The following is a 15,759-nucleotide window of genomic DNA, read 5'->3' as shown; positions in this document are numbered from 1 at the left end:
CCGTTAGCATGGTCGGTATGAACAGCGAGTTCGACAGCTACCGGCTCAGCGACGAGCACACGGCCCTCCGCGAGGCGGTCCGGGACCTGGCGGAGAAGGAGATCGCCCCGCACGCCGCCGACGTCGACGAGCAGGGCCGGTACCCCGTCGAGGCGCGCGACGCGCTGGTCAAGGCCGGCTTCCAGGCCGTGATCATCCCCGAGGAGTACGGCGGCCAGGGCGCCGACGAGCTCGCCGGCTGCATCGTGATCGAGGAGGTCGCGCGGGTCTGCGCGTCGTCGTCGCTGATCCCCGGGGTGAACGGCCTCGGGCTCACCCCGATCCTGCTGTCCGCCTCGGACGAGCTGAAGAAGCAGGTCCTGCCGTCGGTCGCCGCCGGCGAGGCGATGGTCAGCTACGCGCTCTCCGAGCGGGAGGCGGGCTCCGACGCCGCGTCGATGAAGACCCGCGCCCGCCGCGACGGCGACGAGTGGGTCCTCAACGGCACCAAGTGCTGGATCACCAACGCGGGCGAGTCGACCTGGTACACGGTCATGGCCGTCACCGACCCGGAGAAGAAGGCCAACGGGATCTCGGCGTTCGTGGTCCACGCCGATGACCCGGGCTTCGTCGTCGGCACCAAGGAGCGCAAGCTCGGCATCCACGGCTCGCCGACCCGCGAGATCCACTTCGAGGACTGCCGCATCCCGGCCGACCGGATCATCGGCGCCGAGGGCACCGGCTTCAAGACCGCGCTGCGCACGCTGGACCACACGCGTCCGACCATCGGTGCGCAGGCCGTCGGCATCGCGCAGGGCGCGCTCGACGTCGCGACGCAGTACATGAAGGAGCGCAAGCAGTTCGGCAGGCACCTGGCCGAGTTCCAGGGTCTGCAGTTCATGCTCGCCGACATGGCGATGAAGGTCGAGGCCGCCCGCCAGCTCTGCTACGTGGCCGCCTCGCGCGCCGAGCGCAACGAGCCCGACCTGGGCTTCATCTCCTCGGCCGCCAAGTGCTTCGCCTCCGACACCGCGATGCAGGTGACCACCGACGCCGTCCAGCTGCTCGGCGGCGCGGGCTACACCCGCGACTTCCCGGCCGAGCGCATGATGCGCGACGCGAAGATCACCCAGATCTACGAGGGCACCAACCAGATCCAGCGGATGGTGATGGCGCGTTCGCTGCTCAGGTGACACCCTGACGCCCCATGGACGGGGCCGTCGTGGACCGCGCACTGCTCGACCGGCTGCTCGACACCGACCCGGCGTTGCGCTGGCAGGTCGAGCGTGACCTGGCGGGTGCGCCTCCCGAGGTCTGGGAGGCCACCCGCGCCCGCGTCGCGACCGAGGGGATGGGCGCGCGGCTGCTCGCCCGCCAGGACCCCGACGGCACCTGGGCGGGCGGTGCGTACTTCCCGGCCGCACCGTCCACGGTGGAGGGGCAGCCCTGGACGGCGACGACCTGGTCGCTGAACGCCCTGCGCGAGTGGGGCCTGGATCCGGCGGCGCTGGCGGGCACCGCGGAGAAGCTCGAGTCGTGCCGCTGGGAGTACGACGACCTGCCCTACTGGGACGGTGAGGTCGACGCCTGCATCAACGCGTTCACCGTCGCCAACGGACTGTGGCTCGGCCGTGACATGGACGCCCTCGCCGCCTGGTTCGCCGAGCACCGGCTCGCCGACGGCGGCTGGAACTGCTTCTGGGTGGACGGCGCGCAGCGGTCGTCGTTCCACTCCACGCTGAACGCGCTGTACGGGCTGCTCGCCCACGAGCGGGCCACCGGCGGGACCGTCGCGACGCGGGCCGCCCGCCGGTCGGGTGAGGAGTACCTGCTGACCCGCGGTCTGCTGTACCGGCTCTCGACCGGCGAGCCGGTGGAGCTCGAACGGGACCCGGCCGAGCTCGCCTACCCGTTGCGCTGGCGGCACGACGTGCTGCGCGGCACGGAGTACTTCCGCCTCGCCGCCGCGCTCGACGGGGTCCCACCCGACCCCCGGCTCGGCGACGCCGTCGCGGCGCTGCGCGCGTCGCGGCGGCCGGACGGGCGCTGGGTCCAGGGCGTCCGCGACCCGGGTGAGATGTGGTTCGAGGTGGACGTGCCGCCGGGGGAGCCGTCGCCGTGGCTGACCCTGTACGCCACCCGGGTGCTCGCCTGGTGGGACGCGGCGGCCTGACGAGTCGGTACCCGGGCCGCGGTCCGGGGCCGGGTGCGCAGCGCCGGGGTGCCGACGATCACGGACCCGGCGGGGTGCGGATGACGAGCACGGCCGCGGCCGGTTCCCCGGCGAGGGCGGTGTAGATGTGCTCGCCGTCGGCGGGCCAGCGGGTGGCCTCGCCGGTGCCGAGGTCGGCCTCGCGCCCGCTGCGTCCGGCCCGGACGGCACCGCGGGTGACGAGCAGGTGCTCCATCACGCCCGGACCGTGCCCGGGGGACACGTGCACCGCCTCCGGGACGAGGGCCAGGGCGTACACCTCGACGGTGCCGTGGTCGTCGGTGGCCGTCTCCAGCAGGCGCGCGGTGATGCCGGGGCCGGCGACCTCGGCCCCGGGGGGCTCGGCGAGCAGCCGCGACAGCGGTACGCCCAGGGCGTCCGCGAGCGCGTAGAGGGTGGACAGGGTGGGGTTGCGGCTGCCGTTCTCGATCTCCGACAGCGAGCCCTTGCCGATCCCCGCCCGCTCCGCGAGCGCTCCGAGGGACAGACCGCGTGCGGCCCGGGCCGTCCGCAGCCGTGCGCCGACGGCCGTGCGCAGCGCCCCGTCGTCCACCGGGCGACTGTAGCCCGGCCCGTCCGGACAGGTGGACGCCCGCGGCGGGGGAGCGCGGGCTACCCCGCCGGCGCGTCCGGGCCGGGCCGCGGCACGGGCGTCCCCGGGTCGCGCACCGCGGTGGCCGCGGAGAAGCGGGCCGGGAGCGCCGTGACCTGGTCCCGCAGATCCTCCACGTCCCACAGGTCACGGCCGTCCGGTTCCCGGAAGGCCGGTGTCACCAGGCCGGCCCTGGCCCAGCGGTGCAGTGCCCGCGGGCTCAGGGCCAGTCTGGTCGCGGCCTCGCCGGTGGTCACCAGTCGCACCGGGCGCCGCCGCCGGTCAGGCCGCGGCGGGTGCCGCGGAGCGGGCGGTCAGGCGGCCGACGACCAGGCTGCAGCCGTAGCCCAGCACGACCGAGCCGACCACGAACGACAGCAGCATCACCGTGAAGGGGCCGGTGGGCAGCGAGAAGTCGGTGCCCGACGCCCCGCTGAGCAGGCCGAACGCCGCGGTCGTGGCGAACCCGACGACCGCGCCGGGGACGAACCCGAGCACCGGTACGAGCGCACCGAGGATGAACACCGCGGTCATCCCGCCGATGATCAGGCCCAGCAGGGCGGGGTTCGTGGTGAGGCCGGCCAGGACCAGCATGACGGTGCCGGTGACGATGCCCCAGACGTTCGTGGCCAGAGCGGTGACCAGCGCGGGCCGGTCACCGCCCGCCGCGAAGAACGTCGCGGCGCCCAGGAACGTCGCCGGTACGAACAGGCCGAGCCCGGAGAGCGGACCGAGGTAGAGGTACGCGATCACCGCCCCGGCGACGCCGATCACCAGGGCCAGAGCGACGGGCAGCTTCATGAGACGGGCCTTCCGGTAGAGCCGCGCCCGGCGGGTGCGGCGGCCCACGCAGGATGGGCCGCGGCAGGTGGCCGTACCAAGATCGGCGGACCGGACGTCACCGCCTGTTTTCCGGACGACACGGTTCGGTCATCTTTGGTCGGGTCGGCGGCTCCCCGTGTATCGGCTGCAGAACATCCTGCTTACCGCCCGCGGCGAGTTCTGTTTACAGAACGACGCGGTTAGGGTGGCGCCGTGGATCGTTCCTGGGCGCAACCGGTGTCGGTCGGTGTCGTCTCCGCGGTGATCGGGGTGACCAGCTCGTTCGCCGTCGTCCTCGCCGGGCTGACGGCGGCCGGTGCCGACCCGGCGCAGGCCGCGTCCGGGCTGGTGGTGCTCACCGCGCTGATGGGGGTGGCGACGATCTGGCTGTCCCGCCGGTTCCGCCGCCCGCTGATGGTCGCCTGGTCCACTCCCGGCGCGGCGTTGCTGGCCTCCACCGGAGCCGTCGCGGGTGGGTGGCCCGCCGTGGTCGGCGCGTTCGTCGTCGGCGGTCTGCTGATCGTCGCGACCGGGCTCGTGCGCCCGCTCGGGCGGCTCGTCGGCGCGATCCCGGCACCGATCGCGCAGGCGATGCTGGCCGGTGTGCTCCTGCCGCTGTGCCTGGCGCCGGTCCGTGCGCTGGTCGAGCGGCCGCTGCTGGTGGCGCCGATCGTGGTCCTGTGGGTCGTCCTGTCGCGGTTCGCGCCGCGCTGGGCGTCCCCGGCCGCGTTCGGGCTGGCGCTGGTGATCGTCGTCGTGCTCGCCGACGGCTGGTCGTGGCTGCGCCCGCCGGAGATCGCCCTCACCGCCCCGGCCTTCTCGGTCGCGGCCCTGGTGGGGGTCGCGCTGCCGCTCTGGGTGGTCACGATGGCCTCGCAGAACGTGCCCGGCGTCGCGGTGCTCGCCGCGGCGGGCTACCCCGTCCCCTGGCGGTACGCGATGGTGCTCACCGGCGCCGGGACGGTGCTCGGGGCCCCGGCCGGTGCGCACGCGATCAACCTGGCCGCGATCACCGCGGCGCTGCCCGCCTCGCCCGAGTCCCACCCGGACCCGGCGCGACGCTGGGTCGCCTGCCAGGCCAACGGCGTCGCCTGCCTGCTGCTGGCCCCGCTCGCGACGACGATGGCCGCCCTGGTCGCGGCCGCGCCGCCCGGGGTCGTGGAGTCCGTCGCGGGGCTGGCGCTGCTCGGGACGTTCGGTGCCGCGCTCGCCGGGGCCCTCGCCGTCGCCGACCCGACGCCGGACCCGGCCGTCGCGCGGGTGCCGCCGGCGGTCGCGTTCCTGGTGTCCGCGGCCGGGGTCACCGTCGCCGGGATCGGTGCGGCCTTCTGGGGACTGCTCGCCGGGGTGGTGCTGCACCTGGCGCTGCGTCGGCGGGCGACGGGCCGGCCCACGGCGGCCGCGTAGCTGCGGCCCGCGGCGGTCGTGCCGGCTCCGAGCGCGTCCCCGTAGGCCTGATATCCAGAATGTCGGACACCGGTGCTGCGTGGCAGGATCGCCGGATGACCTCCGGGCGGCTCGACGACCTCGACCGGCTGATCGTCGCGGCACTGCAGGTCGACGGGCGGGCCCCCTGGCGGCGCGTGGCCGAGGTCATCGGCGAGCCGGAACGCACGGTGACCCGGCGCGGCACGGAGCTGCTGGTGTCCGGCGCGGTGCGCATCTCCGCGCTCGGCGGACACAACGCGGCCGTCGTCGTCCGGGCCGAGTGCGCGACCGGTGCGGTCCGTGCAGCCGTCACCGCGCTGGCCCACCGCCGCGACTGCGTGTACGCCTACGCCCTGACCGGGCCGGTCGAGGCCGTCGCCGAGATCCGGGTGACCAACGCGAACCTGCCGGCGCTCGTCCTCGACGAGCTGCCCGCGACCGTCGGGCTGCTGCGCGCCCGCGTCGAGCCCGTCCTGCGGGTGCTGCGGTCGGTGCGGCAGTGGCGCCCGGACATCCTCACCCCCGTGCAGATCGCCGGGCTGGAGGCTCCGCCGCACGGTGTCCAGCAACCCGACGGCAGCGAGCCGGCACCGCTGTCCGCGGTCGACCGCTCCGTGCTGCGGGTGCTCGCCGACGACGGCCGGGCAGGCATCACCGCCATCGCCCGGGCGGCAGGCATCAGCGAGTCGACGGCGCGGCGCCGGCTGGACTGGCTGCTCGTCGAGGGCCACGTCTGGCCGCGCGCGGTGGTCGAACCGACGCTGCTCGGCTATCCGCTGGAGGCCATCCTGTGGGTGCGGGTGCTCCCGGACCGGTTCGACGACGTCGCCGCCCACCTGCTCGCCGAGCCCGCGGTCCGCCAGGCCACCGCTGTCGCCGGGGAGTTCGACCTCGTCGTCGACGTCGCGGTGCGCGACCAGGCCGACCTCTACGACCTGCTGTCCGCGCCGCGCTGGCGGGAGATGGTGCAGACCGTCGAGGTGTCGGTGGTGCTGCAGGCGATGAAGCGGTCCGGGCTCCGGGTCCCGGCGGGCGGGCCCGCGGGCTGACCCGGCGGCGCCGGCCGTCATTGGACGGGGGTCCCCGGCCCGAGCGGCAGGCCCACCGCGTACCAGAGCACGAACATCGCGGTCCAGGCCACGAGCAGGACCAGGGCGATCGGGAGCGTGTAGGAGACCAGGGTGCCGATCCCCGCGTCGCGCCGGTAGCGCTGCACGTACCCCAGGGCCAGGACGAAGTAGGCGCTCATCGGGGTCACCGCGTTCGTGCAGGAGTCCCCGATCCGGTAGACGGTCTGGACGACGGCGGGGGAGATGTCGAGGTACATCAGCATCGGCACGACGATGGGCGCGATCAGCGACCACATCGCCGACCCGCTGCTGATCAGCACGTTCACCACGCTGACCACCGCGATCAGGACCAGCATGAGCACCAGCGGCGGTGTGTCGAGCCCCTGCAGCAGCTCGGCCCCACCGACCGCGACGACCGAGCCGACCCGGGTCCAGGAGAAGAAGGCCAGGAACTGGGAGATCGCGAAGAACAGCACGATGATCGGGGCGATCACGCGGACCCCGTCGGCCATGATCCCCGGTACGGCGCCCGTCGTGGGCACCGATCCGGTGGTCCGGCCGTAGACGGCTCCGGTCAGTGCGAACAGCAGGGCCACCACGACCGCGACGTTGAGCAGCAGGCCGGACTGGACCAGCGAACCGCCCTCCCCGCGCAGTGGCGACGAGGCCGGCGCCACCGCCGCGACCGCCGCGGCCACCACCAGCAGCGCGGCCAGCCCGGCCCGGCGCAGTGCCCGCCGCTCGATCGGGGCGAGAGCGAGGTCGGTGTCGCCGTCGGCGTCGGTGGTGCCCGCCTCGGCGGCGGTCCCGGGTTCCCCGGTGTGCCCGAGGTCGGCGCGGCGCCGCACGACGAACTCCACCGTCACCGTGACGACGACGGCGACCAGCAGCGAGGACGCCGCGTTCCAGTACCAGGACGCCAGCGGGGTCACCACGGCCGCCGGGTCGACCATCCGGGCGGCGCTCGTGGTGATCGAGGCGAGGATCGCGTCCGACGGCGTCACCAGCGGGCTGGCGTTGTAGCCCGCGGCGATGGAGACGTACGCGGTGACGACCCCGAGCACCGGGCTCCGGCCGACCGCCCTGAACGCGAGCGCCGCGACCGGGATGAGGACGACGAACGCGGCGTCGAACGCGACGTGGGCGACCGTCCCCGCGAACGCCACCGCGAACGTCACCCAGCGGGCCGGGAGCCGGACGATCGTGGTCCGCAGCAGCGCCGCGGTCAGGCCGCTCTGCTCGGCGACGGCGACGCCCATCAGCACCACCACGACGACGGGCAGGGCCGGGAACGCGGCGAAGCTGTCCAGGGCCGTGTCGACGGTGTACGCCACCCCCTCCATGGAGAGGAGACTCCTCACAGCGAGCGTCTCCCCCGACTCGGGTAACGTCACCGTCACATTCGCCGCGGCGAGGACAGCGCTGGTCACCGCCAGTACGCCGCTGAGGATCCAGAACAGCCAGAACGGGTGCGGGAGCCGGTTCCCGACCCGCTCGACGGCGGACAGCGCCGAGAACAGTCGGCGGAGAGCCGGATGCAGGCCGGTGTCGTCACGTGCGGTGGCGGTCATGGGTCCTCCGGTCCGGGACGTCGGGTGCGGCGGAGGCTAATCAGCGGCCTCCCGGGACCGGCAGCTCCGGAACGCAGAACCCGGCCGGTGACGGATTTCGGCCACGGTGATGGCCGAAAGCGGTCTTCCCGGGCCGCGGCGGGCGCGTTCGTTGGTGGAGGCGGCCGGGCGTCGCACGATCGGGACGTGACGAGCACTGCGAACCCGATCACCGATCTCTCGCTGGCCGACCTCGCCGGACTCCTGCGCCGGCGCGAGCTGTCCGCCCGCGAGGCCCTCGACGCGCACCTCGACCGCATCGCCCGGGTCGACCCCGCGATCAACGCGATCTGCGTGCTGGAGCCCGATGCGGCGCGGCGCGCCGCCGTCGCGGCGGACGAGCGTGCCGCATCCGGTGCGGAGCTCCCGCCACTGCACGGCGTGCCGATGACCCACAAGGACACCCACGACGTCGCCGGGATGCGCAGCACGGCCGGGTGCCCGGTCTTCGCCGACCGGGTCCCGGACCGCGACTCGCCGGTGGTCGCGAGGCTGCGGGCCGCCGGTGTCGTCAGCACCGGCAAGAGCAACGTGCCCGAGCTCGGTGCGGGGTCGCACACGTTCAACCCGCTGTTCGGCACCACCACGAACCCGTGGGACCCCACCCGCAGCGCAGGCGGGTCGAGCGGCGGGGTGGCCGCTGCCGTCGCCGCGGGGATCCAGGCGGCGGGCGACGCCAGCGACATGGGCGGGTCGATCCGCACGCCGGCGTCGTTCTGCGGCCTGGTCGGGCTGCGGCCCAGCGCCGGGGTGGTGCCGCTGGGGGCGGCGGACCCGTGGGCGTGGATCTCCCGGAAGGGGGCGATCGCCCGGACCGTCGACGACGTGCGCCTGATGATGTCGGTGCTGGCCGCTCCCGGTCCGCTCGCGGCCGCCCCGGCCCGCCCGGTGCCCGCCGGGGTGGCCGCGGGGGACCTGCGCGGGTTGCGGATCGGCTGGAGCCCCGACCTCGGTGTGGGGCTGCCGGTCGAGCCGGGCCTGGTCGAGGTCGTGGCGCGGCGGGTGCGCGCGCTGGAGCGGCTGGGCGCGGTCGTCGAGCCCGCCGGGCCCGATCTCGGCGACGCCGACGAGGTGTTCGCGACCACCCGCGCCCACGACTTCGCGACCTCCTACGCCGAGCTGCACGCCGAGCACGGCGACCGGCTGAAGCCCGCGCTGCGGGCGAACATCGCCCGGGGCCGGCAGCTCACGGCCGACGACCTGCGTTCGGCGCACCGGGCACGCGTCCGGCTGCTCGCCGCCACCACCGCGTTCTTCGGGCGCTACGACCTGCTGGTCGCGCCCGCGGTCCAGGTCCGACCGTTCGACGCCGCCCTGGAGCACCCGGTCGAGATCGACGGGCGGCCGCTGTCGGGCTACCTGGACTGGATGCGGGCGGCGACGCTCGTCTCGGCGACCGGTCTGCCCGCGATGTCGGTGCCCGCCGGGCTCGACGAGGGCGGACTCCCCGTCGGGCTGCAGCTCGTCGGCCCGGACGGCGGTGACGACCTGCTGCTCGCGGTGGCCGCCGCGCTGGAGACCGCCGAGCCGTGGACCGCGCGGCCGCCACTGTGGACGGCGCACCGGTGAGGGCGGGCGGCGCTCCGGTCAGCTGCGGAAGCTCTCCACCCGCACCTCGTCGGTCGGGGCGAACCGCCCCGCGGCCGCGTCGATGAGCGCGATCGTCCGCGCCGACTGCGCGCAGCCGAACCCGTACTTCGCCCGCACCCGCGCGTCGGCGATCTCCATGCAGGTGCGGCTGCGCGTGACGAACTCGGCCACCGGGTAGGTCGTGCCGGTGTCCAGGTGCTCGGTCACCACCAGCGACGGCGAGTAGTAGCTGACCTCGGTGCCGTCCGGCCAGCGGACGTCGAACATCATCTCGGGCACGGTCGTGCACGGTAGGCGGCCCGGATTGCCGCCGTGTTGCGCGCGGCGTCTACAGGATGAAGCCGAACAGCGGGCTGTCCGGCGGGATCGGCTCGATGTGCGGGGGAGCCTCCTGCATCCGCTTGAGCAGCGCGGGCAGGTCGTCCGGCGAACCCAGCTCGATGCCGACCAGGGCCGGGCCGGTCTCCCGGTTGGAGCGCTTGGTGTACTCGAACAGGGTGATGTCGTCGTCCGGGCCGAGGACGTCGTCGAGGAACCGGCGCAGCGCGCCCGGCTCCTGCGGGAACTCGACGAGGAAGTAGTGCTTGCGGCCCTCGAAGACCAGGGCGCGCTCGACGATGTCGGCGTAGCGGGAGACGTCGTTGTTGCCGCCCGAGAGCAGGCAGACCGTCGTCGCGTCGCGGGGGATGTCGAGCCGGTCCAGCGCCGCGGGGGACAGCGCGCCCGCGGGCTCGGCGATGATCCCGTCGGACTGGTAGAGCGCGAGCATCTCGACGCAGATCCGGCCCTCGGGCACCGCGAGCAGCTCCACGCCCGCGTCGCGCACCACGTCGAAGGTGGCCGCGCCGACCTTGCGCACGGCGGCGCCGTCGACGAACGGGTCCAGCGCCCCCAGGTCGACCGGCTCGCCCGCGGCGACCGCGGCCGCCATGCTCGCCGCCCCGGCGGGCTCGACGCCCACGATCCGGGTCGACGGGGCGTGCTCGCGCAGGTAGGTGATGGCCCCGGCGAGCAGTCCGCCGCCACCGACCGGCACGACCAGCACGTCCGGCGGGTCGGCCAGCTGGGAGAGGATCTCGCGGGCGATCGTGCCCTGGCCCGCGACGGTGCGCGGGTCGTCGAAGGCGGGCACCTGGGTGGCGCCGGTGGACGCGGCGTCGGCACGGGCGGCCGCGGCGGCCTCGTCGTAGGTGTTGCCGACCACTCGCACCTCGACGGCGTCACGGCCCAGCCGCGCGACCCGGTCCCGCTTCTGGCGCGGGGTCGTGCCGGGCAGGTACACCCGCCCGGTCACGCCGAGGCGCTGGCAGGCGAACGCGACGCCCTGGGCGTGGTTGCCGGCGCTGGCACAGACGACGCCGGCGAGACGGTCGGCCTCGGGCAGCTGCGCGATGAGGTTGTAGGCGCCGCGGATCTTGTACGAACGGACCGGCTGCAGGTCCTCGCGCTTGACCCAGACCTCGCCGCCGAGCGCGTCGGACAGGCGGGGGTTGAGCTGCAGCGGGGTCGGGCCGATGACGGCGCGGAGCCGGGCCGCCGCGTCGTCGACGTCCCGGGCGCTCACAGAGGGGGTCACGGTCGACCAGGGTGTCATGACCCCCGGCCGGGGCCGCCGCTCACCCCAGGCGCAGGGTGACCCGCTCGGACTCCGCGCGGCGGTCGAGGACCGCCGGGTCCCCGGCGGCGTTCACGGTCTGGACCAGCGAGGCCCCCGCCGCGAGGACGGCGAGCAGCCCGTCGCGCAGGCCGTCCGCGCTGTCCCAGCCGGTGCTCGACAACACCCGGGCGCCCGCGGTGATGCCGAGTGCGTCCGCACGCTTCCGGGCCGCGGCCAGGACCTGCTCGCCGCTCGCGCCGTCCCAGGCCGGGGCCGCGCCGTCCACCGGGTCCCACGGGACGAACTCGTCGCCGTGCACGCGCACCTCGGTCGCGAAGTCGACGGTGCCGCCGGGGAGGTCGCCCAGGCCGCGGCCGAAGAAGTCCAGCGAGAACGCGACGACCGTGCCCGCCCCGGCCGCGAGCGCCACGTCGAGCCGCGCCGCGTCGGCGAGCACGACGTCCGCGCCCGCCGGGTCGCCGACGAGCTCCGCGCCGCAGGACCACACGGCCAGCAGCGCGGCGACGGTCTGCCAGTGCGCGGGCAGCAGCGCCGCGACCCGGGTGCCCGGCTCGACGTCGACCTCGTCGCGCAGCAGGTTCGCCGCCTTCGCGGTCCAGTTCGCGGTGGTCGTGCCGGACAGCTCGGTCCGCTCGCCGGTCGCGTCGTCGTAGTGGGTGACCAGCGGTCGCGGGGCGGCGGCGCCGAGCGCCGGGCCGAGCAGCGCGTCGGTGAGGAACAGGCCGGAGCCGAAGACGGTGTCCATCACGCCGGAACGCTACGTCAGTCGATGCAGGGGACCCCGCCCGCGGTGATCGGCGGGGTCGAGGGAGCCGGGGCCGCGGCGGGCGCGGCCGCCGCGGAGGTCGACCGGCCGCCGTTCGCGCGGTCGGTGCCGAGCAGCACCTGGACCCGGCCCTGGGCGACGGCGTCGGACTGCTCGACGCCGATGCCGCCCAGCGCCTCGGCGACCCGGCGGGCGGCGGCGTCGCCGTCGGCCTGGCTGTAGCGGACCACCGAGGTGGTGCGGTCCGGGGCGTTGCCGACCTCGCCGGGGGTGAACCCGTTGCGGCCCAGGGTGTCGGCGACCTGTGCGGCCAGCCCGGTCACCCCGGACCCGTTCGCCACGTCGGCCACGACCGGCGCCGCCGCCTCCGTGGAGGTCGCGGCCGCCTCCTCGGGCTCGGGGTCGGTGTGGTGGGCGACGAAGTCGCGGACCTCGGCGGGGTCGACGAGCAGCACGTCCTTGCCCCGGGTGGTCTCCGGGCCGCCGGTGGGGATGGTCAGGAAGTCCATCCTCCCGGCCGCGATCGACGACGCCTCGCGGGCGAAGCCGAGCAGGTCCCAGCCGCTGTCGATGACGACCGACTGCTGGATCACCTCGATGAGCGCGCCGAGCTTGGTCGGGTCGGTGAGCGTGCCCGAGGACAGGACCTTGTTGGCGACCGCGGCGAGGAACACCTGCTGACGGTTGATACGCGACAGGTCCCCGCCGGCGAGCCCGTGCCGCTGCCGGACGAATGCGAGCGCGTCGGCACCGGAGATCGTCTGCGGGCCCGCGGGGAAGTCGGCGCCGGAGAACTCGTCCCTGGCCGGGGCCTTGAGACAGACGTCGACGCCGCCGACGGCGTTGGTGAGGTTGTAGAAGCCGAGCAGGTTGACCTCGGCGAAGTGGTCGATGGCCAGCCCGGTGAGGTCCTGCACGGTGTCGATCAGGGCCTGCCGGCCGGCCTGCGACGAGTCCTGGTCGATCTGCCGGGGGTCGCGCACACCCTCGGCGACCAACCGGGACGCGGTCTGCGCCTTCGTCTGCGGGTAGGCGGCGTTGATCTTGTTGCGGCCGATCCCGGGGATCGACACCTCGGAGTCGCGCGGGATGGAGAACGCGGTCGCGCTGCCGCCGTCGGCGGGCAGGTGCACGACGATGATCGTGTCGGAGTTGAGGACGCCGGACTCGGCGCCGCTGCGCAGCTGGGCCAGGACGTCGGCCGGCAGCGGGTTGCCCTGCGCGTCGGTACGGCTGTCCACGCCGACCAGCAGGATGTTCTGCTCGCCGCCCGCGGAGCCGCCGAACAGCAGGTTCGTCGTGGTGATGCCGCCGGTGACGTCGCGGTAGAGGGTCCACACGGCGCCGGTGAGCAGCACCGTCAGCGCCGACAGCACGGCGACGGCGAGCCGCAGCCGGGCCAGCAGCCCGCGGCCCCGGGGCGGTCGTCCGCCGGTGCGCCCGCCCCGCGCCGGGTACGGCGGGTGCTCGTCGGGGCCGGTCGCGGTCCCCGCCCGGCTCCAGCCGGCGGAGCCCGCGGGGCGGCCGCGTGCGGCGCCGGTGTCCGGGCGGACCCGGGGCGAGCGCCACCGGTCGTCGGGGGCGGCGGGGCGGCCGGACCGTCGCGCGGCGGCGCGCTCGGCGGCCGACGGGCGGGAGCGGTCCCGGTAGCCCTCGCCCATGCTCGCTCCCCTCGGGGTCCGTCTCGTCCGCGCCGCCGCGTCTCACCCGGACGGGGGAGTCCGGTGAACCGGAGCGCGGCCCGTGCGTCTCTGGGACCGGACACCCCGGTCGGGGACCAGGGTGCAGCATCCGGGCCCGCGCCGTGGGTCGTACGGGCCTGCGTGTCGGGTTGCTCGCCCGGTCGTCGTAGGGGGTCCGGACTTGAGGGTGACGCACGGGTACGACGCGTCGTTGCTGCTCGGGGGCGGTCCGAACGTTGGAGTGAGGGTATCGCAATCATGGTCGCGGTGACGGAGTGTGATCTTCACGGGCGCGAACGGGCGGTGCCGGACGGAGCCGCCGGGCACGGGCGTGCCCGTGCTGACTAGGTTGCGGGACATGCGCGGGGTGGACGAAAAGGACGGGGAGGCCACGTGACCGACGACGCACGGTCCTACGGCGACGGGGTCGCCGTCGTCACGGTGACCTACTCGCCGGGCGCGCTGCTGGACACCTTCCTCGACTCGCTGCGGGGCGCGACGGCCCGCACGGACGTGCCGGTCGTCCTGGCCGACAACGGATCCGTCGACGGCGTCCCCGAGCGCGCGGCCCGCGAGCGCGACCACGTGACGTTCCTGCCGATCGGGGAGAACGTCGGCTACGGCGCCGCCGCCAACCGTGGCGTGGCCTCGCTGCCCGACGCATACGGCTGGGTCGTCGTCGCCAACCCGGACCTGGAGTGGGGCGCCGGGTCGCTGGACACCCTGCTCGACGCCGGCCGTCGCCACCCCCGGGCCGGGTCGCTCGGCCCGCTGATCCGCGAACCGTCCGGCGAGGTCTACCCCTCGGCGCGCGAGGTGCCGTCGCTGACGGCCGGGGCGGCGCACGCCGTGCTGGCCCCGGTCTGGCCGGGCAATCCCTGGACGGCGGCCTACCGGCGCAGCCGGGAGGACCTGACGGAACGCGCGGCCGGCTGGCTGTCCGGGTCGTGCCTGCTCCTGCGGCGCACCGCGTTCGACTCCGTCGACGGTTTCGACCCGCGCTACTTCATGTACTTCGAGGACGTCGACCTGGGGATGCGGCTGGGTCTCGCCGGATGGCGAAACGTGTACGTCCCCGGTGCCGATGTCGTACACGTGGGCGGAGCGTCCACGGGCAAACCGGAGGTGTCGGCACGGATGCTCGCCGAGCACCACCGCAGCGCCTACCGCTACCTGGCCGACCGCCACCGCGGTCCGGTGCACGCTCCGCTGCGTGCGGCCCTGCGCGCCGGCCTGGCCGTGCGCTCGGGTCTGCTGCGGCGGACCGGCTGAGCGCGAACGAGAAGAAAGAACCTGAGGGGGAACCTGCATTGCAGGACGTCGAGGCGGTCGTGCTGGTCGGGGGCAAGGGCACCCGGCTGCGGCCACTGACCCTGTCGGCGCCCAAGCCGATGCTGCCGACGGCGGGGGTGCCGTTCCTGGCGCACCTGCTGTCGCGGATCCGCGAGGCGGGCATACGGCGGGCGGTGCTGGGCACGAGCTACCTGGCCGAGACCTTCGAGGAGCACTTCGGCGACGGCTCGTCGCTGGGGCTGGACCTCACCTACGTCACCGAGACCGAGCCGCTGGGCACCGGCGGGGGCATCCGCAACGTGGCCGGCAAGCTCTCCGCCGAGCACGTCATGATCTTCAACGGCGACGTGCTGGCGGGCACCGACCTGACCGCCGTCGCCGACACCCACCGCAGCACCGGTGCCGACGTCACGCTGCACCTGGTGCGGGTGCAGAACCCGCGGGCCTTCGGCTGCGTCCCCACCGACCCGACCGGCCGGGTGCTGGAGTTCCTCGAGAAGACCGAGGACCCGCCGACCGACCAGATCAACGCCGGTTGCTACGTCTTCCGCCGCGAGGTCATCGACACCATCCCCGAGGGCAGGCCGGTGTCGGTGGAGCGCGAGACGTTCCCCGACCTGCTCGCCTCCGGGGCGCACGTGCAGGGCCACGTCGACGTCGCCTACTGGCGCGACATGGGCACCCCCGGCGACCTGGTGCACGGCTCGGCGGACCTGGTCCGCGGGGTCGCGCCCTCGGCGGCGCTGCCCGGGCCGACCGGCGAGTCGATGGTGCTGGAGGGGGCCGAGGTGGCCTCCGACGCGTTCGTGTTCGGCGGGACGACCGTCGGCCGCGGCGCCCGGATCGGCTCCGGCGCCCGGGTCGAGGGCTCCATGCTGTTCGACGGCGCGGTGGTGCAGGCGGGCGCGGTCGTCGAGAACTCGGTGATCGGGGCCGGGGCGGTCGTCGAGGAGGGCGCGAGCGTCCGCGACACCGTGGTCGGCGACCGGGCCGTGGTCGGCGCGCACTGCGAGCTGCGGCACAACATGCGGGTGTGGCCGGACGTCACGCTGCCGCCCCACGGGGTCCGGTTCTCGCCCGACGTGTGACCATCGGGG

15 protein-coding genes are annotated in these 15,759 nt (G+C 74.9%); 7 read left to right on the top strand and 8 right to left on the bottom strand.

From position 1 onward, the window contains the following. Positions 1-17 precede the first annotated feature (17 nt). Together ND486_RS11235 and ND486_RS11230 are read left to right on the top strand one after the other, a co-directional pair. Positions 18-1,172 (top strand): acyl-CoA dehydrogenase, encoded by a 1,155-nt coding sequence (locus ND486_RS11235; RefSeq protein WP_251784312.1) that lies wholly within the window; start codon positions 18-20, stop codon positions 1,170-1,172. Positions 1,173-1,186: 14 nt separating this feature from the next. Beyond that, complete coding sequence (locus ND486_RS11230) at positions 1,187-2,152, top strand: squalene cyclase (protein WP_251784311.1); 966 nt, start codon at positions 1,187-1,189, stop codon at positions 2,150-2,152. A gap of 58 nt (positions 2,153-2,210) precedes the next feature. On the opposite strand, the gene ND486_RS11225 is transcribed toward ND486_RS11230, so the two are convergent. The 3 genes from ND486_RS11225 to ND486_RS11215 are packed head-to-tail and all read right to left on the bottom strand — an operon-like array spanning position 2,211 to position 3,584. Further along, positions 2,211-2,744: an XRE family transcriptional regulator gene (locus ND486_RS11225; RefSeq protein WP_251784310.1), complete on the bottom strand. Its 534-nt coding sequence runs from the start codon at positions 2,742-2,744 to the stop codon at positions 2,211-2,213. A gap of 59 nt (positions 2,745-2,803) precedes the next feature. Continuing rightward, positions 2,804-3,040, bottom strand: a complete 237-nt coding sequence (locus tag ND486_RS11220; RefSeq protein ID WP_062397580.1) for a MerR family DNA-binding transcriptional regulator — start codon at positions 3,038-3,040, stop codon at positions 2,804-2,806. 25 nt (positions 3,041-3,065) lie between these two features. Further along, positions 3,066-3,584, bottom strand: coding sequence for a DUF1097 domain-containing protein (locus ND486_RS11215; protein WP_251784309.1), 519 nt, complete (start codon positions 3,582-3,584; stop codon positions 3,066-3,068). Between the two features lie 234 nt (positions 3,585-3,818). On the opposite strand from ND486_RS11215, the gene ND486_RS11210 reads away from it, so the two are divergent. Next, positions 3,819-5,012, top strand: coding sequence for a benzoate/H(+) symporter BenE family transporter (locus ND486_RS11210; protein ID WP_251784308.1), 1,194 nt, complete (start codon positions 3,819-3,821; stop codon positions 5,010-5,012). Between the two features lie 95 nt (positions 5,013-5,107). After that, positions 5,108-6,082, top strand: coding sequence for an Lrp/AsnC family transcriptional regulator (locus ND486_RS11205; protein ID WP_251784307.1), 975 nt, complete (start codon positions 5,108-5,110; stop codon positions 6,080-6,082). 17 nt (positions 6,083-6,099) lie between these two features. On the opposite strand, the gene ND486_RS11200 is transcribed toward ND486_RS11205, so the two are convergent. Beyond that, positions 6,100-7,674 carry an AbgT family transporter gene (locus ND486_RS11200; RefSeq protein ID WP_251784306.1) on the bottom strand — a complete coding sequence of 525 codons (1,575 nt, stop codon included), beginning with the start codon at positions 7,672-7,674 and terminating at the stop codon, positions 6,100-6,102. Between the two features lie 186 nt (positions 7,675-7,860). Between ND486_RS11200 and ND486_RS11195 the strand changes: the two genes are divergently transcribed. Then, positions 7,861-9,282 (top strand): amidase, encoded by a 1,422-nt coding sequence (locus tag ND486_RS11195; RefSeq protein ID WP_251784305.1) that lies wholly within the window; start codon positions 7,861-7,863, stop codon positions 9,280-9,282. Positions 9,283-9,300: 18 nt separating this feature from the next. On the opposite strand, the gene ND486_RS11190 is transcribed toward ND486_RS11195, so the two are convergent. The 4 genes from ND486_RS11190 to ND486_RS11175 are packed head-to-tail and all read right to left on the bottom strand — an operon-like array spanning position 9,301 to position 13,348. Beyond that, a complete protein-coding gene (locus ND486_RS11190) occupies positions 9,301-9,573 on the bottom strand; it encodes an MSMEG_0570 family nitrogen starvation response protein (protein WP_251784440.1) in 273 nt (90 codons plus the stop codon). A gap of 58 nt (positions 9,574-9,631) precedes the next feature. After that, the gene (gene ilvA, locus ND486_RS11185) at positions 9,632-10,897 is read right to left on the bottom strand and encodes a threonine ammonia-lyase IlvA (protein ID WP_179761874.1); all 1,266 of its coding nucleotides are present in this window, start codon (positions 10,895-10,897) and stop codon (positions 9,632-9,634) included. A gap of 22 nt (positions 10,898-10,919) precedes the next feature. Then, a complete protein-coding gene (locus ND486_RS11180) occupies positions 10,920-11,666 on the bottom strand; it encodes a TIGR03089 family protein (protein WP_251784438.1) in 747 nt (248 codons plus the stop codon). A 17-nt stretch (positions 11,667-11,683) separates the two neighbouring features. Beyond that, the gene (locus tag ND486_RS11175) at positions 11,684-13,348 is read right to left on the bottom strand and encodes an LCP family protein (protein WP_285898505.1); all 1,665 of its coding nucleotides are present in this window, start codon (positions 13,346-13,348) and stop codon (positions 11,684-11,686) included. A gap of 414 nt (positions 13,349-13,762) precedes the next feature. Here ND486_RS11175 and ND486_RS11165 point away from each other — a divergent pair, with 414 nt between their 5' ends. Then, the gene (locus ND486_RS11165) at positions 13,763-14,641 is read left to right on the top strand and encodes a glycosyltransferase family 2 protein (RefSeq protein ID WP_251784304.1); all 879 of its coding nucleotides are present in this window, start codon (positions 13,763-13,765) and stop codon (positions 14,639-14,641) included. Positions 14,642-14,679: 38 nt separating this feature from the next. After that, entirely contained in the window at positions 14,680-15,750 is a 1,071-nt protein-coding gene (locus ND486_RS11160; RefSeq protein WP_251784303.1) for a sugar phosphate nucleotidyltransferase, read from the top strand. Positions 15,751-15,759 lie beyond the last annotated feature (9 nt).

The sequence above is a fragment of the Pseudonocardia sp. DR1-2 genome, from assembly GCF_023717215.1.
In the GTDB taxonomy this organism is placed as follows: Bacteria; Actinomycetota; Actinomycetes; order Mycobacteriales; family Pseudonocardiaceae; genus Pseudonocardia; species Pseudonocardia alni.
Note: the sequence above shows the minus strand (reverse complement) of the source record. Positions and strands in the feature narration are given on the sequence as shown.

Coding starts and splice junctions, on each gene's coding strand:
- ND486_RS11235 (WP_251784312.1), top strand. CDS start 18: ATGAACAGCGAGTTCGACAGCTACCGGCTCAGCGACGAGCACACGGCC.
- ND486_RS11230 (WP_251784311.1), top strand. CDS start 1,187: ATGGACGGGGCCGTCGTGGACCGCGCACTGCTCGACCGGCTGCTCGAC.
- ND486_RS11215 (WP_251784309.1), bottom strand. CDS start 3,584: ATGAAGCTGCCCGTCGCTCTGGCCCTGGTGATCGGCGTCGCCGGGGCG.
- ND486_RS11205 (WP_251784307.1), top strand. CDS start 5,108: ATGACCTCCGGGCGGCTCGACGACCTCGACCGGCTGATCGTCGCGGCA.
- ND486_RS11200 (WP_251784306.1), bottom strand. CDS start 7,674: ATGACCGCCACCGCACGTGACGACACCGGCCTGCATCCGGCTCTCCGC.
- ND486_RS11190 (WP_251784440.1), bottom strand. CDS start 9,573: ATGATGTTCGACGTCCGCTGGCCGGACGGCACCGAGGTCAGCTACTAC.
- ilvA (WP_179761874.1), bottom strand. CDS start 10,897: ATGACACCCTGGTCGACCGTGACCCCCTCTGTGAGCGCCCGGGACGTC.
- ND486_RS11180 (WP_251784438.1), bottom strand. CDS start 11,666: ATGGACACCGTCTTCGGCTCCGGCCTGTTCCTCACCGACGCGCTGCTC.
- ND486_RS11175 (WP_285898505.1), bottom strand. CDS start 13,348: ATGGGCGAGGGCTACCGGGACCGCTCCCGCCCGTCGGCCGCCGAGCGC.